General features: G+C 58.3%; 21 protein-coding genes and 1 pseudogene. 17 read left to right on the plus strand and 5 right to left on the minus strand.

The features are described from left to right. Positions 1 to 23 precede the first annotated feature (23 nt). The 11 genes and pseudogenes from I6F21_RS39025 (at position 24) to I6F21_RS14985 (ending at position 9989) form a co-directional block, all read left to right on the plus strand. A complete protein-coding gene (locus I6F21_RS39025) occupies positions 24 to 1229 on the plus strand; it encodes a class I SAM-dependent methyltransferase (protein ID WP_225139865.1) in 1206 nt (401 codons plus the stop codon). A gap of 9 nt (positions 1230 to 1238) precedes the next feature. Beyond that, positions 1239 to 2444, plus strand: coding sequence for a class I SAM-dependent methyltransferase (locus I6F21_RS14940; protein ID WP_225139864.1), 1206 nt, complete (start codon positions 1239 to 1241; stop codon positions 2442 to 2444). 3 nt (positions 2445 to 2447) lie between these two features. Next, a complete protein-coding gene (locus I6F21_RS14945; protein ID WP_225139863.1) occupies positions 2448 to 3488 on the plus strand; it encodes a Gfo/Idh/MocA family oxidoreductase in 1041 nt (346 codons plus the stop codon). Positions 3489 to 3647: 159 nt separating this feature from the next. Continuing rightward, entirely contained in the window at positions 3648 to 4154 is a 507-nt protein-coding gene (locus tag I6F21_RS14950; RefSeq protein ID WP_109143344.1) for a hypothetical protein, read from the plus strand. Between the two features lie 4 nt (positions 4155 to 4158). Next, on the plus strand, positions 4159 to 4665 hold the full coding sequence (locus tag I6F21_RS14955; RefSeq protein ID WP_225139862.1) for a hypothetical protein: 507 nt from the start codon (positions 4159 to 4161) through the stop codon (positions 4663 to 4665). Positions 4666 to 4803: 138 nt separating this feature from the next. After that, positions 4804 to 5391 carry a glycosyltransferase family 2 protein gene (locus I6F21_RS14960; protein WP_225183279.1) on the plus strand — a complete coding sequence of 196 codons (588 nt, stop codon included), beginning with the start codon at positions 4804 to 4806 and terminating at the stop codon, positions 5389 to 5391. A 12-nt stretch (positions 5392 to 5403) separates the two neighbouring features. Continuing rightward, entirely contained in the window at positions 5404 to 5565 is a 162-nt protein-coding gene (locus I6F21_RS14965; protein ID WP_225183280.1) for a hypothetical protein, read from the plus strand. Positions 5566 to 6136: 571 nt separating this feature from the next. After that, positions 6137 to 6571 carry a hypothetical protein gene (locus I6F21_RS14970; RefSeq protein ID WP_225183281.1) on the plus strand — a complete coding sequence of 145 codons (435 nt, stop codon included), beginning with the start codon at positions 6137 to 6139 and terminating at the stop codon, positions 6569 to 6571. Positions 6572 to 6596: 25 nt separating this feature from the next. After that, positions 6597 to 7556, plus strand: a complete 960-nt coding sequence (locus I6F21_RS14975; RefSeq protein ID WP_225183282.1) for a DUF4238 domain-containing protein — start codon at positions 6597 to 6599, stop codon at positions 7554 to 7556. 43 nt (positions 7557 to 7599) lie between these two features. Continuing rightward, a complete protein-coding gene (locus tag I6F21_RS14980) occupies positions 7600 to 9318 on the plus strand; it encodes a KAP family NTPase (protein ID WP_225183283.1) in 1719 nt (572 codons plus the stop codon). Between the two features lie 10 nt (positions 9319 to 9328). Then, positions 9329 to 9989: pseudogene (locus I6F21_RS14985) on the plus strand (SOS response-associated peptidase family protein). Between the two features lie 361 nt (positions 9990 to 10350). Here I6F21_RS14985 and I6F21_RS14990 read toward each other — a convergent pair. From I6F21_RS14990 to tcmP, 3 genes are read right to left on the minus strand one after another with little or no spacing between them, the layout of a single operon-like run. Then, the gene (locus tag I6F21_RS14990) at positions 10351 to 10740 is read right to left on the minus strand and encodes a hypothetical protein (protein WP_225183284.1); all 390 of its coding nucleotides are present in this window, start codon (positions 10738 to 10740) and stop codon (positions 10351 to 10353) included. Then, positions 10737 to 11525 (minus strand): DUF5131 family protein, encoded by a 789-nt coding sequence (locus tag I6F21_RS14995; RefSeq protein ID WP_225183285.1) that lies wholly within the window; start codon positions 11523 to 11525, stop codon positions 10737 to 10739. Before I6F21_RS14995 ends, I6F21_RS14990 begins: the two co-directional genes overlap by 4 nt. Further along, positions 11525 to 12361 (minus strand): three-Cys-motif partner protein TcmP, encoded by an 837-nt coding sequence (gene tcmP / locus I6F21_RS15000; protein ID WP_225183286.1) that lies wholly within the window; start codon positions 12359 to 12361, stop codon positions 11525 to 11527. The genes I6F21_RS14995 and tcmP overlap by 1 nt, the downstream gene beginning before the upstream one ends. Before the next feature lie 614 nt (positions 12362 to 12975). Between tcmP and I6F21_RS15005 the strand changes: the two genes are divergently transcribed. The 5 genes from I6F21_RS15005 to I6F21_RS15025 all read left to right on the plus strand — a co-directional run bounded on the left by I6F21_RS15005 (position 12976) and on the right by I6F21_RS15025 (position 16094). After that, positions 12976 to 13812 (plus strand): hypothetical protein, encoded by an 837-nt coding sequence (locus I6F21_RS15005; protein ID WP_225183287.1) that lies wholly within the window; start codon positions 12976 to 12978, stop codon positions 13810 to 13812. 38 nt (positions 13813 to 13850) lie between these two features. Further along, the gene (locus I6F21_RS15010; protein WP_225183288.1) at positions 13851 to 14267 is read left to right on the plus strand and encodes an HNH endonuclease; all 417 of its coding nucleotides are present in this window, start codon (positions 13851 to 13853) and stop codon (positions 14265 to 14267) included. An 85-nt stretch (positions 14268 to 14352) separates the two neighbouring features. After that, a complete protein-coding gene (locus tag I6F21_RS15015) occupies positions 14353 to 14856 on the plus strand; it encodes a hypothetical protein (RefSeq protein WP_225183289.1) in 504 nt (167 codons plus the stop codon). Positions 14857 to 15048: 192 nt separating this feature from the next. After that, on the plus strand, positions 15049 to 15834 hold the full coding sequence (locus I6F21_RS15020; RefSeq protein WP_225183290.1) for a GIY-YIG nuclease family protein: 786 nt from the start codon (positions 15049 to 15051) through the stop codon (positions 15832 to 15834). Between the two features lie 95 nt (positions 15835 to 15929). Further along, positions 15930 to 16094 carry an SDR family oxidoreductase gene (locus tag I6F21_RS15025; RefSeq protein WP_225183291.1) on the plus strand — a complete coding sequence of 55 codons (165 nt, stop codon included), beginning with the start codon at positions 15930 to 15932 and terminating at the stop codon, positions 16092 to 16094. A 395-nt stretch (positions 16095 to 16489) separates the two neighbouring features. Here I6F21_RS15025 and I6F21_RS15030 read toward each other — a convergent pair whose 3' ends face one another. Beyond that, a complete protein-coding gene (locus tag I6F21_RS15030) occupies positions 16490 to 16969 on the minus strand; it encodes a DUF417 family protein (RefSeq protein WP_225183292.1) in 480 nt (159 codons plus the stop codon). 287 nt (positions 16970 to 17256) lie between these two features. On the opposite strand from I6F21_RS15030, the gene I6F21_RS15035 reads away from it, so the two are divergent. Beyond that, a complete protein-coding gene (locus I6F21_RS15035; protein WP_225183293.1) occupies positions 17257 to 17448 on the plus strand; it encodes a hypothetical protein in 192 nt (63 codons plus the stop codon). Positions 17449 to 17803: 355 nt separating this feature from the next. Here I6F21_RS15035 and I6F21_RS15040 read toward each other — a convergent pair whose 3' ends face one another. Further along, positions 17804 to 18550, minus strand: coding sequence for a hypothetical protein (locus tag I6F21_RS15040; RefSeq protein ID WP_225183294.1), 747 nt, complete (start codon positions 18548 to 18550; stop codon positions 17804 to 17806). Positions 18551 to 18840: the final 290 nt, after the last annotated feature.

Here is an 18840-nt window from a genome sequence, read left to right on the forward strand (position 1 = left end):
CTGCTCAAATGCGAGAATAATCAGTGACCGATCATTGCCGCCTCTGCCATTCGACCAACCTGCGACCGGTCATCGACCTCGGGCAAATGCCAATCGCGCATCGACTTCGGCGCAGCCGGAACGAGCAGGAGGAGCGGTATCCGTTCGAGGTCCTCGCCTGCGGCGACTGCGGCCTGCCGCAGATCGTCAAGCCGATTGATCCAGACATCCTCTATCGCCAGTTCAACTACAATTTCAGCAGCTGGAAGCCGGAGCCGCACCAGGTCGACGAGCTCGACACCATCGCGAAATTGTCGAAGCACCAATCCGTGTTCGAGATTGGATGCAACGACGGCCTGTTCATGGATAAGTTGCGCGAACGCGGCGCGAAGGTCTTGGTGGGTGTGGAGCCCAACCCCGTGTCGGGCAAGATCGCCCGCGAACGCGGCATCAAGGTCTATTCCGACATGATCAGCCCGGCCCTGTGTCACGACGCGGTCGCCCAGTCCGGCAAGTTCGATCTCGTGGTCTCGCGCCAGGTGCTGGAGCACATCGTCGATTTCGAGAACTTCTTCGACTGCGTGAAGATCGCGCTCAGCGACGACGGACTGCTGTTCATCGACGTGCCCGACTTTGATCCCGGTTCGACGGCGGGCGACCTCTCCGTGCTGTGGGAGGAGCACGTCAGCTACTTCACCGAGCCGACGCTACTCGCGCTCTTGGTCCGCCACGGCTTCGAGGCCGTCTCGGTGAAGAAATACAATTTCAGCGGCGGCAGCCTCGCGATCGCCGCCCGTCGTGCAACCCGCGACGTGACGCCGCCGCCTGCGCCCTCCGGCGTCGGCGAGAAATTCGGCCAGCGCGCAAGGGAGTACGGCGCGCGCCTGCGGCCGATCCTCGCCAAGGCCCGTGCGAACGGCGCCGAGATTGCCATCTACGGCGCGGGCTGCCGCGCCTGCACCTTCACCAACGCGCATGAGCTGGCGGAGCTCGTCGATCTCTCCGTAGACGACCAGAAGGAGCGCCAGGGGCTGTTCCTGCCCGGCACCGGCATACCGATCCGTTCGCCGGACGAACTCGCCGGCAAGTCGGAGCCGCTCGTCTGCCTTCTCGCCGTGAACCAGGAAAACGAAGCCAAGGTCAGCAGCCGGCTGCGCGAGAACGTGAAGCGGCCGCTGCACATCGTTTCGATTTTCGCGCCCTCCGACATCTGGAGCGAGCTCGACCGGCTCGAGGCGGCCTTGGGTTAGGGACGCGGCATGGCTGACGAGAAGCTCTTCAATTACTACGAACGTCAGGACGTCCTACCGACGTTCGGGAATTTCAAATCGGCCGCCGAACTCGATGCATATGCCAGCCAGCGGCGCGAGCTGTTTTCAGACAAGCTCGTGCTGCCGCCGCGGCTGTTCCGCGATGCGGAGTTGCTCGAATTCGGTCCAGATTCCGGTGAGAATGCGCTGGTGTTTGCCGGCTGGGGCGCGAACATGGCGCTCGCCGAACCGAACCGGCATGCGCATCCGAAAATTGAGGCCTATTTCGCGCATTTTGGCCTGAGCGAGCGCCTGCGCGAACTCGCGTTGGCCGATGTCGAGGGATTTCGCAGCGAGCGCCGCTACGACATCATCGATGCCGAAGGTTTCATTTACACCGTGCAGCCGACCGAAAATTGGCTCGGCGTTTTCCATCGGCTGCTCAATCCGGACGGTTTCGCCGTCGTGTCCTATTACGAGCGCTATGGCGGCTTCTTCGAGCTCGCGCTCAAGGCAATCCATGCCGCCGGCAAGGCTTTGTCAGGCCGTCCCGCACTCGAAACCGCGAAGACGCTTTTCGACGCGAAATGGAACAGCATTCCGCACACCCGCAGCTTCGAATCCTGGCTGATGGACGTGCTCGAGAACCCGTTCGTCCGGCATCGGTACTTCCTCGACGCAGCCGCCTTGTGCACGGCAGCGCATGAGCAGGGATTCGACATCCATTCGGCGTGGCCAGCCTATCGCGACAGCCTGGACGTCTACTGGCACAAGAAGGTTCTCTCCGCCGACGAGAAGCTGCGGCGTGCGGCGCGCCATCTCCACCGCAGCCGCCTCAGCTTCCTCGGCGGACGCAAGCTCTACCTGGTCGGCAAGGCCGATGCCGTGGCGGCGATTTCGGCATCGATCGAGACGCTGGTTCTCGACGTCGACGCGATGATCGACGCCCCCTTCGGCGAGAGCCTGCCGCGCGTGATCGCAAGCCTTGCGTCCTTACGCGAGGCGATCCGAACGACGGACATTCTCGCGGACGATGCTTCCGACATCGAAACCATCGTTGCGACGCTCGACAGTTTCCACCGCATCTTCGCCGCGATCGGGCGACGCGATGCGCCTGCGGTCACGGCCCTGACCCAGACAGATCCGGCATTCATCAACACCTGGGGACAGCCGGCGCATTTCCTCGTCATCCGGAAGCGCTTCAAGGGATCATAGCCAGTGAGGCCAGGCATTGGCATCATCGGAACGGGGATGGTCGGCCAGATGTGCCACCTCGCCAATTTCGTGGCCAATCCCGCCTGCCGCGTCGTCGCCATCGCCGATCTCCGGCCGGATCTCGCTGCCGCCGCAGCGCAGAAGTTCGGCATCTCGCAGGTCTACGGCACGCATCGGGAGCTGCTCGCGGACGCTGCGGTGTCCGCTGTCGTGGTCGTGACAAAGCGGCGAGCCACCGGTCCGATCGTGCTGGACGCGTTGAACAGCGGCCGCCACGTGCTGTCGGAGAAACCGATGGCCTATACGACGGCTCAGGCGACGTTGCTGGTCGAAGCGGCGCGGCAGCGAAACCTCGTCTACAGCGTCGGCTACATGAAGCGTCACGATGCCGGTGTGGCGCGCGCGCTCGATGTGCTGACGCGCTTGCGCAACGACCGATCGCTCGGACGCGTGGTCCGCGCCAAGGGCTGGTGCTTCGGCGGCGACACCGGCCGGTCGCGCGACAATTTCGTGATGACCGGCGAAACACGGCCGGACGGGATCGAACTCTGGAAGGACGGTCCCGACTGGATGCCGAGCACGATGCGGGCCGGCTACGACAACTTTCTGAACGTCTTCAGCCATATCATCAATCTGACGCGCTACCTGCTCGGATCATCGCCAACGCTCGCCGACAGCTCCGTCGAAACTTCGGGAGCCGCGCGCATCACCCTCGACTTCGACAGCATCGCTTGTACGCTGGATCTCGTGAACGGGTCCGAGGGAGCCTGGCGCGAGGGTCTGACGATCGATTTCGAGCGCGGCGCGGTGACCTTGAAACTGCCCCCGCCCTTTGCCGAGCAAGAGGCGGAGGTCATCGTCGAGCACGATGGTCAAAGCACGCATCTGACGGGTGAAAAGAGCTGGGCATTTCGGCGCCAGGCCGACGCCTTCGTTTCCGATATCGCCGAGGGACGCCCCCCCCTGGCCTCCGGCGCGGACTCGGTGACCGACATCTCACTGGCGGAGATGGTCTACAAGCGGCGGGCTGACGGCATCGCATGATGCGGAAGTTTGCGCAGCCAGCCGTTTCCATCGCGACACACGCGAGTCCGCGTGACAATCGCCAGTCAAAGGCGCCGGGCTGCCTTGACCTGAAAAATACGACCCCCTATAGACTTTCGCTCTGACTGGCCTGAGAGGCGTCCGGGACGATTTTCCGCAATGAACCTGCTACCGGGCCCGGCGCAAGCTGCTGCGATTGGTGTCAGCCTCGCCTTTCCACTGTTGTTGCTGCTTTACGCGCGCATCGCCGCCACCGGCGGAGCCGGCCGTCGCTTCCGGCTGGGCTGCATCAGCGTCGTCATCCTTTACGCCGTCGCCTGTATCGCCCTTCCAGGTCAGCGCCACGTCGGCGATGTGCTTGGCGGTCTCTTCCTGCTCGGGACCGCAATGATGCTCTGCTACATCCTGTTCAGCCTGCTGGCCTGGGGCTTCACGCTGACGCTGCTCACCGCACTCGTTCAGGCTGGACATCCTCTCACCCTGGAGCAATGGGCGAGAGCCTACATGCAAGGTGGAGATCTCGGCACCTTCACGCACAACCGCCTGAAGCTCCTGATCGGGGCCGGGATGGTCATCACGGCGGACGGCCGGCTTGCCCCCACCTCCAAGGGGGTTGCGGTAGCGCATCTCGTCAAGCTCGTTCGTCTGTCGACAGGCCTTGGGTGAGTCGATGTCCTTTGCTGTCGGACTTGCCGCCGTCGCCGCGTTCGCCCTGCTGGCGCCTGCCCTGCAATTCATGGCCCGCGCACGCGCTTGGCCGCTCGGACCCGTGACCCTGCTGGCGATTGCCACGGTTGTCTCGCACGGTCTCGGGGTGATGCTCGGAATTCTCTTCGTCCCGCAGCTTCAGTACTGGGACGCCGCGTCGATTTTCGGATTTTGCGTCATGGCTTACGTGTTCGCCTTTGGCGCCGTGTATAAATCGGTTTCGCTGGGCATCCTGCTCAGCCTCGTCGATCGCCCCGATCGCAGGGCACCGCTATCGGAGATCGCTGACGGGCAGGTTCCAGATCTGTTCCGCGGACGAATTGGGAACTTGGTCGATGGCGGCTTGGTGGAACGGACCGATTCGCACTTCGCGGCGACGGCGGCGGGCCGGAATATGGCAGGCCACGTCGGACGGCTGCGCCGCGCCTTCGGCATTGGCGACACCAGCCTCTATGATTTTTCCGACTAGTTGCGCGGAACACACACATCATAGGTTTCGCGCCGGTCTTGTGGGCATACCGGCGAGCCGCATTGTTCGCCCGGTTCAGATGACCTAGACTTGCATGGGGTCACCGGGACAGAGTGGCCCCGCCAACGGGCGCATACAATGACACCTTCCAGGGCGGCAAAAAGGCTTACGATCGTCATTCCTGCACTGAACGAGCAGGACAAGATCGCCGACACGATCGACGGCGTGCTGCCGCTCGCCCGCGACCTGCTCGACGATTTCGAGATCTTCCTGATCGACGACGGCAGCACCGATGCCACCGGCGCGATCATGGACGAGTTCGCAGCCGGCGAGCCGCGCATCATCGTGCATCACAATGCCGAACCGCGGGGTGTCGGTGCCGGCTTCGAATATGCGCTGTCGCGCGCGAAATTCGATGCCATCACGCTCATCCCCGGCGATCACGCCTTCCAGAACGAGGGTGTTGCCCGGATGTTCAAAGCGGCGGGCGCCGCCGACCTCGTCATCACCTATCGCGACAACCAGTCGGACCGCTCCGTCAACCGCTCGCTGCAGTCGCATTCGTTGCGGTTCATCCTGAACTGCCTGTTCGGCTTCTGGCTGTCCGACTATCACAGCATGATCGTCTATCCCGTGAAATGGCTGCGCCAGATCGCGGTCAAGGCCGACGGCTACGGCTACCAGATCTGTGCGCTGATCTCCCTGCTCCAGCTCGGCCTCACCTAGGTCCAGGTTCCGGTGAGCCTGAACGCGGAGCTGAAGGGCTCGTCGCGCGCGCTGCGGCTGCGCACCTATCTCGAGCTCGGCGGGACCATCCTTTCCCTGCTGCGCCGCGTTCCCATCCGGAACGTCAACCTCAGGCAGATTCCCGCCGACGCGGAACGGACCCCGGCGCGCTAGGCCTCGCCAGACCACGACACGGCACCTCCAGCACAGCGGCTGCGAGAGCACGGGCGCGCGCGAGACGCCCTCCCGCCGCAATCTAGTCTAAGTGATTGATTTGGCTGGCAGGAGTGGCAGGGCTCGAACCTGCGACCCCCGGTTTTGGAGTTCGGCTAGGTGCTTCCCTCCTCGTCCCTGCCGTGCACAGATCATCCTGTTCTAATAGACATTTTGCGGTTGGAAGCCGTTCTAGCTTCGTTCAATCCCGTCCTGTTTCAGGTGGTTTGTTAGCAAACCCGTTAGCAGCGCGTTCGCGATCTGCCCCGACTAGCGACGGTAATGCCCGGTTCAATTGGCCAGGGAGCAGCTTCTTCTGCGCACCGTGAGCTAAACACTCCAGCGAGCGGCTAAATGTGCGTGGCGCGGCCTACGCGCTCCCGGCCGCGTCTGCGGCCTTCCTGCCGCCTTCACTTAGCCGGTCCGGTCCCTTGCCACCCTCCTCGCACGAAGCAACAGGTCGGCCCCTTGCGCTTAGCGTGTGCCCGCGAAATACTCTCCTTCTGGTTTAGGGGGTCGGTTGGTGCGCCTTTTGTCGATCGTAATCTTGGGGGCCGCGCTGGCGTGCAACGCGAGCGCAGTAGCAGCGCAAGATGGCCCGGAGTGCTTCTCGAAATTCACAAAGTTCAACGTCTGCGAAAAGGCGCGAGAGGCCCAGGCCGGTTTGGCCGCGACGCTTCCAATGAAGATGAACGCAAATATCACGATGTCCACCGCGATTGCCACAGGGCCACGGGTCATAATCGCTGCAGTCTGGAACATCGACAAAGCCGAGTTCGATGCTCGGTTAAAAGCAAACAATACGACTGTGGCCGATCTGGCCTCGAAGATGGATATTGCGACAAAGAACTCCGTTTGCAGCTTGGATGTCATGGCTGCATTCGTCAGATTGGGCGGCCAAGTCCAGTATCTCTACCGGACGCTGGATGGCACTATCGTTATGTCGCCTCTTGTTGCTGCCTGCTAATCAGAACGCCGTAGATAGAAAACCCATGGCGCTCGATCATTACGTCTCTCAGGTTCACCTGAAGAACTTCTACTCTCCGGCGATGGATGGCTTGATGTACGCCATCCGCAAATCGGACCTGAAGCGGTTCCCGACCAAATCGCAGGACGTGTGCCGCATTGAGGAGGGCAGTACCAACGCATACCTCACGAAGGATCGTGCCGTTGAAGAGTTCCTGAAGGATGTTGAGCCGCGCTACAACGCTTCGGTCGCGAAGTTGCGCGAAAACAAGATGGATCAGGAAGCTATCGCCAGCCTTGCGGGATTTGCCGCCTACATCGTGGCGTGCTCGCCTACGGCGATGCGTCTGCACTCCGGCCCCCTCAAGGCCCAGCTTGAGGCAACGGCGGCCATTCTCGACAACCAGGGCGCAATCCCGCAAGCGCCGGAAATTCTCGGCGGAAAGTCGATCACCGAACTACTAGCTGATGGTACCGTGAAGTTTACGGTTGATCCCAAATATCCGCAGGCCATCGCGATTGCCAACATTCTGCACCACACTGCTGTTTTCGGAAATTCGCCCTGGGAAATCCTGCACAACGGCGAAAATGAAAGTCCATTCTTCACCAGCGACTACCCGGCTGCCATCGAGGCGTTCGACATCAATACCCCAATTAACCGCATCGTACCTCTTGCGCCGGACATCGCCGTGCGGATCAAGCCGGACATTAACCTGTCAGGCGTGAAGCCCGACATCACCTTTGCAAAGTTTAACGCCACGCACCGCTATTTGAGGCGCTCCGAAGTCCTCGAAATCAACCGCCTGCTAGTGCGTTGCGCGGAGGACATGATCTTCTTCCGCGATGATGGGGATTGGATCGAGGACTTCGTTGCCAAGAACCGCCGCTACCGCATCGAACCGGTGACGCACAAGCTCCCGCATGGAAGCGGCCACGTTCTAGTCTCCACGCACCGAATTCTTGCCCAACCTGAACAGACCAAGTAAGGCGAGTGATCCAGCAACCACTTGGAGGGAGAGCGAAACTCAAATGACCTCAGCGGAGGCGGTAAAAAACGAAATCGAACGATTTCTGAAATCACCCGAACCAGAAGTTCTGTGCATTACAGGAGCATGGGGCGTCGGGAAAACATATACCTGGCAGACTGTTCTAGACCGCGTCCGGGCCAAACGAGCGACGGGCCTATCACGCTACTCATATGTTTCGCTGTTCGGCATTAGCTCGTTAGAGGGAATGAAAACAGCCATTTTCGAAAACTTGGAATTCCTACTTCCAGAGGGCAGCACCGGACTGGAGCGCTTCCTGTCCGGCGGAAACAGCATAGTAAAAGGAGGAAAACAACTGGTGGGCGCAGCCGCGGCGCTCCCAATTCCTTATTTGGGTGGCGCACTGTCCAAGGCACAACCGCTATTGTTCTCCGCGATCCGCAATCAAATCGTCTGCGTCGATGACCTGGAAAGACGCGGAGCATTGCCCGTCAAAGACGTGCTTGGATTAATTTCGTACTTGCGTGAGCAACGCTCCTGCAAAGTGGTGTTACTTCTGAACCGGACGCAACTGGATGACCCCGGCCAGAAAGAATTCGCCGACTTCTTCGAAAAAGTAATCGATGTCCACTTGGTCTTTACCCCTACCGCCGCTGAAGCGGTTGCCATCGCTATCGATCACGATGACGAGCTTTCTAAGCTGATCCGTGAATACTGCCAGAAACTTGAGATTTCAAATATCAGGGTCATCAAAAAAATAGAGCGACTGATCAACATGCTGAAGCACCCGGTCCTCAGCAAATTTGGACCCGAAGTCACCCGGCAAGTTGTTCACTCAATGGTCATGTTCGGTTGGCGAAAACTGGACGTTGGAGCAAATCCGCCATCGATTTCTTATCTCCAACGCAGTGAATTTGATCGTTATCTTTCGAAAGAGCACGGAACCGACGATGACAATGAAGAGAGTGGTGATCACCAACGTTGGGATGTGATTTTGGCCCAGTACGGTTGGGGCACTCTGGATGAACTCGACAACGCCCTGATGACCTTCGTTGAAAGCAGCATTTTTGACATAGAAGAGATTACTGCCAAGGCGGCTGCTGTCGAAGCGAGCCGAAAACAGCAGAACCGGATGGTTGCATTTGAACAAGCCTGGCAACCCTTTCACGATGGTTTTGACAACAACGAGGACGAAGTGTGCGAAAGCATCATTGCGGGCATTCGTAACAACTTTGAGGTAGTGTCTCGTTCAAACCTCGACGCCGCAATCTCGATCCTGACGGAGCTTGGTCGGACTGATGAGGTCGAAGCACTGATTGATTTTGCTAGGACCCATGGCGGGGATGAATTTTGGACCTCTGACGATCCTTTCCACCGGCGCATAAGCGATCCCCGCATACAAAAGCTTGTGGAAGAAAAGCGGAAGGCGACGGAACCGGTCTTTCACTTCGAAAAAGACCTATTGTCCGCCGCTCACAGCATGAACGGCGACAAACTTGCGCAACTCGCTGCCGTTCCGGTTGAACGCTACCAACATTTGTTTGAAAGCAGCACGGGAATTGATTTGCGCAACTACATCTATGCTGCGTTCGAGTATCGTAAGATTGGAAACGCAACTGACGACATGAAAAGGGTTATCTCGAATGCCGAAGAGGCCCTTAGGCGGATTGCAAGGAAGTCGAAGCTCAACGAAATTCGCCTGAGGAAATACGAAATATCACTTGGTGCACCGGGTGACGCCCCAGACGACATCAAACAATGACAACGTCCCAATGTGCAATCTCTACAGCATCACCACGGACCAAGCCGCGATCCTCGCGCTTTTCCGTGTGGTCAACCGCTACGTCGGCAACTTGCAGCCAATGCCCGGCGTCTTTCCCGACTATCCGGCCCCGGTCATCCGCAACACCGACACCGGGCGCGAGTTGAGCATGATGCGATGGGGTATGCCGCCGCCACCGCGCACTGGCGGTCCGCCTGTCACCAATATCCGAAACACGCCATCACCGCACTGGCGCGGCTGGCTAAAGCCTGAGAACCGCTGTCTCGTGCCGTTCAACAGCTTCGCCGAATACGCACCGGAGTCGAATCCTGAGACCAAGAAAAAGGATGTCGTCTGGTTTGCGCTCAATGACGACCAGCCGCTTACCGCGTTCGCTGGCATCTGGACCGAGTTCAGAGGAGACCGTGGCACCAAGTCCAAACCAATCGCCGGACCTCACCTCGTCTATGGCTTCCTGACGACAACACCGGATGCAGTCGTCGAGCCGATCCATCCCAAGGCCATGCCAGTGATCCTGACCACCGATGAGGAGCGCGATGTCTGGATGCGCGCCGTGGGATGAAGCGAAGGCGCTGCAGCGGCCATTGCCGGATGATGTGCTGAAGATCGTCATGCGCGGTGCGGACAAGGAAGATATTCTCGTAGCATAGCTGGACACGGGGGCAGCGATGAGTGGGAGCAAAGTGCCACGACTTAACGGGTGGCAGCGCTTAGGGATCGTTCTTTCGATTGCGTGGGCGGTTTGCGTAGGAATTGAAGCGTGGATCGAACTACGTCAGGGACCATTCGGCTTGAACCTCCTTAGCGAAACCGTCGCCACTAGAACGGGCGAGCCCGTGTCGAAGGTTGCGCCCCGATTCCGCGACTTGGTGCCGGTCGATCAGGTTGTGACTTGGGATCGATTTTGCATCTGGCTATTAGCGCCCCTCGCGCTGATGTGGACGGTTGGTTACGCGGTCGCATGGGTCAAGAATGGCTTTGCACTTCACTCGCGACCCTGACGGTTGCGATCTACGTCGTTCGGCGAAAACCTGATAGTGCCCAATAGAAGCCGCCACCAACCAAGAGCGTCCCTACTGGAACTCCAACCGCGAGATAAATCGCAAGAAGGTCGATTGGCTTGCGCGGCATCTCCAGCTTGGCCGGGTAACTACACCATGGCCCGCTTTTGTTCGCAGAGCAGTCGGTACGAGGGTTTTGCTGTGCGAAGGCAACTACCTCGGCTTCTGTGGCATTTGGCGGCGCTAATATCTCGTACTTCTCCTTAGCTGGCCCTTCGACTTCAAAGGTCCTTTTTGCTTCGAGCAAGTGCGCTTCGGCAATGTAGATCGCCAACAGACCCGTAATCCAAATGGCGCTGAAGATCACCCACAAGCGAAATAATCCGCGTCCCCAGTTCACTGCACTTGCCTCCCGCCGATCATGGCGAGCGCTTTGTCCCGTGCATTGGTGTGCGGCATTTCATCGAAGGTGCGCCCGCGATAGTGCCTGCCCGTGCTCTTTTTGCGAACGCCGCCCCACTGCTTGAAGAAGAAGGCCGTGCGTGCCTTGCGACATGCAACCTCAATCTCCGCGACCCACTGCTCGGCCATGGGACGCGCACGCGGGCCGCTCTCGCCGCCCACGATTGCCCAGTGGACGCCGGTCAGATCAGCGCCAGCCACCGACCCGAGCAAAGGCTCGAACGACACGAACCTGACGGCAGCATCGACCTTGCGCAGATCGCCGATGCGACTGAGATAGTCGGCGTTTTCGACGCTCGTCCCGAGCCAAACGTTCGGCAGCACCGGCACCGACGCGGTGATCGCCGCCATCCGATCGGGGCGCTTCGTAAGAATTTGATAGGTGTGCTGAGGCGTTGCTTGCATCGTCTTCCAGACAGCAGCAACGAACGCCGCTGGCACTGCATCATGAAAAAGGTCGGACATCGAGTTCACAAAAATCCGACGCGGTTTCTTCCAGCTTGCTGGTATGGCGAGCGCGGCACGATCAAGTCTGACCTTGCCGGTCCAGACCGCGCGCTTGCCGCTCTTGCGGGTCAGCCCGCGATACTTCGGCATGCCCATCGCGTCGAGCCGCGCCGCCATGCGCATCGCGTAGCAGTTCGTGCAGCCTGGCGAGAGCACCGTGCATCCAGCGACAGGGTTCCATGTCGCGTCGGTCCACTCGATCGAGGTGTCAGCCATCAGAAGTCCATCGTTGTCTGTCGCATGGGATCGCGGATCGCCTCCCAGAACTTTCGCGCAATGCCGTGCTCGCTTGCGAATACAAGCCAGTAGAGCCGCTGTCCGGTCGGACCTTCGACAAGCTCGACGCCTTCTGCTGGCAACTTGCCGAGTTTTCGGATTTCAGCCAGCCAGTATTCCATCAGCGCCGCTCGAAATGAGTTCCGCGACAGCTTCTTTGGATCAACGTGCTTGCTCCAACCGGGAGCGAACGTGTCTAAGACATCGCCGGGTCTGCTGTAGTCGTCAAGATTGCGTTGGAGGTCGTGCACGCTGACGTGGATGAGCAGATCGACCTTCAGTTTCGACAGCTTCCTGATGATGTCGAATGACAACCCTGCGAGGTTGAACGGGTCTAAAAAGGCAAAATGGAGCCCGCTCGGGTTGACCGCCGCGACGATCTTATCGATGGCAACATCGGCGGGGTCGCTGTAGCAGATCGGAGCGCCGCCGAGTGCACGGATGCGTGAGTTCAGCGCAGAGGAATTTTCGGCGTCGAAATCGTTGAGATGCATCTCCGTGAAAGGCACAGTGGCTTGCGCCGCCTTGAAGGCAACGAGCGGACTGCCGTCGATGATACGGTTGGTGCCCCTGATCAGGGAGCGACCAGGACCTGAGAATAGTTCGATATATGCTGCACCTGCGTGCCATGCGGGCGGCGGGATGTACTTCTTCCGCGTCGCGCTCGAAATCTCGATGTACTGCCGCACGCGGGCGTGCTTCTCCGTCGCCCACGGACCAACCTCGCTGACGATCAGCCCGTCGTCGTGATCGAATTTAACTTCCCTTTTTGCCATGCAGCAGCTCCCCAGCTCCAAGCACTACCACACGGCCGAAGGTTGAGGGTTAACGGAACGGCACTTCCTCGAAGATCGAACCGGTAGCCTGCTGCCCTTTCCCGCGCGGCCCCGTGGCCCAGACGGCGCTCCCACCGCTCAATCCGAAATGTCGGGCCTTGGCTTAACCCCCGGACCGCGCATAGCATCGGCCAAGGTTTAACCTCACCGGGATTAGAAAGATGAGCCGTTTCCTGCTGTGCTGCTTCGCCGGAGCCTTGGTATTTCATTCCTCCGAAGCGAATGCTGTCTTTTGGCGCGGCATCACCGCGCCAACGAACATCGACATTCATGGATGGCCGATCATCAAAGAGCCTCCGCCGAGTCCATGCCAATGGATACGAGTGAGCGGTGGCTACTGGGTCCGACAATGCGTTTACTAGGCCAGCATTGGCCCAATCCTCTTTGGAAAGCGGCTCGCGGGCTTTGTGGCGTAGGAGATGGTCCTCGGCATCCCGCACTGCACTGCAAACTTCGGTTACGCGGCGCCCGTAATTCTACGGCCGTTGCGCATCCGCTATCTTTAGCATCTACTTCAGATAGATTTTATGACGATACTTTTCCGATGAGGACGCATGAGCGTCAAAGCCTTGATGGCGGCCATTCTCCGAGATCAGATGGCCGTGCGCGGCGTGAACTCGCTATCGCCAGCCGAGTACGATGAAATCGTAGAGCTGCTGATCGAGCAGATCAAAGAGTTGGAGCTTAGCTTGGCTGCGCGAGAAGTAGCCGACAAACAGAAGCACGCGAAGCGAAAGATCTATGTGCCGACGGCGGGCGCCCAAAGCTGGCAAGCGCTTTTGGCCGACCCGATAAAACATTGGCGAAGAGGCTATTCTGCTCGAACACTCGCGCATTGCTGGGAAGCCGTTGACGGGCTGCCGCCCGAAATCGGGGCGTTATTCGGAGTGGACACCGAGTTGCTCATAGCGATGCCGGAGCACAAAGTGGCATTGCGCGATGCCGGACGCGAAAGCCAAACGGACGTTTTCGCCTTGGTGAAGTCAAAGAACCGAACCATCGCCGTTGCCGTAGAAGGCAAGGTCAATGAGCCGTTTGGCGAGACCTTGCGCGACTGGTACGTGGACCCATCACCGGGAAAGCGACAGCGGCTCGCATTCTTATGCGATCTAATCGGGGTTCAGTGTCCGCCCCCTGATCATGTCCACTATCAACTGTTTCACCGTACTGCCTCGGCTATCCTCGAAGCTGATAGGTTCGAGGCCGACGATGCTGCCATGATCGTTCATTCCTTCTCGCCCGAAAACAGGTGGTTCGATGCCTATGCAGCGTTTGTCGAACTCTTCGGATTAACCGCCAACACGGGACAACTAGTGAGCAAAACGCTGCTTAAAGGCCGAACGCTGCATTTTGGTTGGGCGAAGGGTGACCCGCGATTTTTATCGATGTGATGCGGCAGGCAGCTATGGACTTTGGCAGGGAAAGAGCAATGAAAGTGTTAAAGCGGCCTCGCAACCAATCTGAAGCACGACGAATTGCAAATTTAGCTTACCCCTATCCGGGTTGCTGCCTGTGTGGGCAGACGGTCGGGAAAGAACTGGCCCATCTGGATCATGAAGCGTCGAACAATGACCCGGATAATCTCGCGTGGCTGTGCACTCACCATCACTGGATGTATGACGTTGGTTTGTTTTCGCTTGCCGCGTTGAAGGTACAACGCGCTCACTGGCAAGAGATGAAGGGTAAGCGAACTAACGCTTTCATGAAAGACGCTGGTAGAAAGGCCGCGGTTACACGAGCGGCAAACGCCGCAGCGAAGTTGCGCAGCGAGGCCGCGCGCAAAGCTGTTGCAACACGCAGAGCCAATGCCTTGAAGGTTGGAAATGTGCAGCCCTCCAAATCTTAGCCTTACGCGGGTCTTGATAGCTGTCGCAGTACTGCGCTGCGCAGATCACGATCAATCGCCCACAGCTTCGAGACGCGGCTAGAGAATGATAGAAGTCGAGCTTATCCGGGCGAGCTATCGCCCAGACCGAATTACTACGTTGTTCGTCGGTGAAAGTGCGCCAGCCAGCGGCGATTTTTTCTACTTGGGCAACAACGCGATGCTACGGCACATGCAGCGCGCCACAGAGACAGCGCTTGGCCCCGCCGACGGAGAGTTTTTAGATCGGTTCAAGGCATACGGCTGGTTCCTCGATGACCTCGTACTCACGCCCGTAGACAAATTGCCTCCTTCCAAACGCAAGACGACATGTCTCGCTGCCATGGACGGCCTAAAAGATCGAATCGCGGCTTATCGTCCTCTCGCAATTGTCTCTATGCTCGTCGGCATCAAGAACATTGTTGAAACGGCTGCAAAGGCGGCAGAGAGCAACGCCCCACGATATGCTGTGCCGTTTCCCGGCATGGGACAGCAAACACGCTTTCAGAACGCGATGCTCGAAATAATTCCTTCACTTCCACGGAATGGGATCAAGAAAGGCGCTGGGTAAACTCATGCTCAATATCCATGGCAAGCAATCCTCTTGGCGAACCTCGGGCCAGCATAGCAGAGAGGAGGAGAGCACGATCACGCATGCGCCACGGCTATGGGATCACACATGGAATTGAACGACCTATTGCGGGGCAGAGAGATTGAGCCCCGCAAAGTCCTTGTACTACGTCATCGGCCCACCGAGCCCGACTTGAACAAGGTCCTCCCGCTGCTCGCAGCGGATAAGCCAGAACTGTTCAATGCGTATCAGCAAACGCAAGGGGCCACGCTTGAAAAGAGCATGTTGAGCGCCAGCTATGTTGCGTCTTTCATAGGTCACGAGCCGGGTAGAGCCTTGTATGTCGGCCTTTATAAAATAGGGAAGACGAAACCGCTCACTGTCGCCCAATACCTGAAGGTACCTGAGAAGATTGAATTGATGAAGCTAGGCAAGAAAGGCCCGAGTGGAAAGCGCCCATCGTGTCTCTGGTTTGATCTCAAGCTGATGGACTTCTATTCCGAATGGAAAGGCAAGCTGGTCGTGGATTGGCCTCCTCCTGAGCGGTCATGGTGGAGACGAGCGCATCAGAACATCATGCCAGTTCGCGCAATCTTGGAGGATAGCGCTCTAGATACCGCAATGAAGCGCTGGGACGAGTTGGACTTTACTTGGAGCCAACTAGCTGTTTTGCCGAAACGCTGGCAAGCCAAGCTCGCCGAGTGGCGCGGCATCTACTACATCTTCGACACCTTAGCCGGAAGGGGTTACGTTGGGTCTGCGTATGGAGCGGAAAACCTGCTTGGTCGATGGCGCAACTATGCTGCATCGGGACACGGTGGAAATCGCCTATTGAGGCAGCGCGATCCGCAGCATTTCCGGTTTACCATTCTCGAATTGGTCGCTCCCAACATGGAGCCTGACGAAGTGATCCGGCTCGAAAGCAACTGGAAGGAGCGCCTGCACACTAGGCAGCCGCACGGGCTCAACGATAACTGAGCTGCACCCGAAGCCGCAAATGGCCTTAAATATTGCACGTCGAGGCCAATCGAGATCATCGGGCCGGTTACATCCGCCGTGCCTTATGATCCTTGATGTCGCCGATTACTGCATCCGATCTTATGCAGATGATGGCAGCCGCAGAGCGGAGGGCAACGGTGGACGAGATTGCCGTTCCATTTCTATTCCTTGCCTTCAAGGCTGCCAGCTCCATCGCTGGAAGCGTTCTCGCAGTTGATGGCGGCTACACGGCAAACTGACCGCGCGGCGCGGGAGACATTTAGTTTTCTTGGGAGTGGCTTTTAGCCAAACGGGTCAATACGAGTTTCCCTTCGGGCCGTTTGCCGAGCCTCGCGAGCGCTACTCGCTGAGGGCCGCTTGTGACCCTGCCTGTGTGGAAACGCGAAGAATCGAAACTCAACTAGAATTGCATTCTTCAGTTCGTCGTCAAAGTTGACGGCTCTTGCGAGCTTGAGCCCCAGAACGGGCTTGGACGAACAACTTCTTCTATCGCGCTCAAGCGTCCTGGCGTTTTCACACAGCCAAGCCCCCTAAGCGGAACTCGCCCTTCGTGCGTTCGCCAAGCTGTTGTGCTCACCGATAGGCGCGTCATGATGCAAGCTCGCATCTGACGCGCACGACGACGCATTGCTGCTCACGCGCCCATCTTCGCTCTCGGCAGCGATGCAAGAAACAGCACGATGCAGACACACAACAGAACGATATCCTTGAATAGGAACTCGCCCGCCAAATTCCAGGCCATCGGATCGGTCGACAGGCTCCACGTTACCACGCCGGGTGTCGTGAAGAAGAACGACCATGTGATGGCGAAAGTGACCGTGCCAAGAAACGAGCCCACGACCGAGAGAATTGGGTTGAACGCACCCGCCACGAGCAGCGCCGCGATCACGAACTCCGTTACGCCCAGGAAATAAGCCTCACCTCTCAAGCCGAGCACGGATAGCCAGGAGATGAAGGGACTGTTGGTGATGAACTGGGCGATACCTTGTGCTGACTGAGGTGTAAACTTCTGCATTCCAAACGAAACGAAGATGACCACCATGACCCATCTCAGGAGCGCCAGCATCCTGTAAGATCCTGAGCCGGTCTCGGCAACATTGAACGTCTCCTTCATCGTTCCCCTCGCATTTGGTTAGTGCGCTGTGAACTCCTTCGTCACAGCCTACCGGCTATACGCGGACTCGATCGGCTCGTTACGCGCAGGTCCACCGAGGAAGGGTCACGATTTTGTGCGGATCAAGAGGGAATAAAAGTACGCCGCGCCCCTTAGAGCGGCATGACCGCTTCTGGCCCACCGCTTCCACTAGGGCGTAGCAGGCGAGCTGTCCGGAGTCGGGGGTACACCGGAAGCGCCCGACCACTGGTCAAAACGGCCCTTTGACCCTTAGCGGAAATTAACATTTGGCGATCAACATGCTCAGCATGGGTTCAGAGCAACCTCCTGAACTGCCCTATTTGGGTCACAACGGCAGAGAACTCGGCCTGATGCTGAGAGGCACGAAGCCTCTGGCCTACTTCCTGAATTTTGTCCTCCGTGAGTTCGACGTCGATATTGGCGGATGTTCGACAGACATGTCGCTGCGGTCCGATTGATACGACGCGAATTGGTTGAGCTGCCACACCGAAGACTGCTCTATGCGTTACCCGACCATGAGTGGCGGATAGATGCTATGCTTGCGCTCCTAGACGAACTCGAAGCATGGTCCGAAGAGCACGAACGGCGCTGTTGCGAATTGCTTGGCTACGAGGGCTGGCAGATTGACTACTGGCTGGCGCACCGGCGCTCGCGTGCGGATGCTTAAGTCCGGTTATGGCCCGTCAGCGAAGTTGCGCCTCGGCGGTCGGTGGTCCGCTCGTTGAGCCAGAGCGGACCAGATTAGCTCAAGCTGAGTTCTTCGCGTTTTGACCTGAGCGGACATGATTGAGCCAACTGCGGCCTCCAAAAACCTCATTTGTTTTCTCGGTAGAAATCGCGTGCACTCAGCTCGTTGGCGAGCGTGTTTCGACGGTGATATTGATCTCCGTCTAGATGAGTTTTCATGTCCTTGAGCCACGGCAACTTTGCTTGAATGCCTGCAGTCAATGGGTCTTGCGTTACCTCAATGGCAACGTCGCGGAGTAAAACTCCATCGCCAAATGTTGCTGCTAGATTTTTGGGATCAATCTGTTCAACAGACTTCGGGTCATTATGATCACGAAATCTGACCAACATCGGAATTTCGTCAACCTTCAACACCCGGTGTGGATGCTGCTCTCTCAATAGCCGCACTTGCGCAAGGGGATCGGTCTCGTTCTTGATCGAGTCGGCAAAGGCATGAAACAGCATAGACGCAGGACCACCTAAATCTCCATATCCAGCCTTCGGCCCATGCAAAAGCGCGAAAAGCGTACCGTGAAGGCCGAGATCGACCACAACGGCTTCGCCGCTAACCTCATTGCCGAAGCCTCCCATGGAGCCGAAGAGGCCCCTCGTGTCGGACTGCTTGACTTGAGTGACGCCAGAACCGCTGACGAGCTTTCCATCAATTTCTACGTTGATTGTTAAGCGGTATCTGATGGTCTCGCTCAGGCTACCACAGCCAGTTAGTGCGCTCAGAAGAACGTAGAGCGCAGCCAGCCGTTTCGCAAGTAGTAGAGCCATCGTCGTACCAATACTGCGCCGCAGATTTGGTCGAGCTTGCTGGCGCTCTAACAAGCTTTGGTTGTGCGTGGTAACAAACTAAAGTTCTGTAAATGTCGATCCCGGCGGGCCTAAAGGCGCAAAGGTGGGCAGAGTTTCACTTCCGCTTGTGGCCCATCGACGAAGTTGCGCCTCGGCGGCCTGGTGGTGGCGAAGCACCGCCAAGTATACCTCTGTATGATCCAATTGCGGAGCTCATGGAGTAGCATCGGTCCTGTTTTGAGGGGGACTTCAATATGGATTTGCTCCGCGCAGAGAAGATCGCAGAAATAGAAAATAATTCGGACCGGAGATGTCGTGTCTGC

This window comes from Bradyrhizobium sp. NBAIM03, assembly GCF_020194055.1.
Lineage (GTDB): Bacteria > Pseudomonadota > Alphaproteobacteria > Rhizobiales > Xanthobacteraceae > Bradyrhizobium > Bradyrhizobium yuanmingense.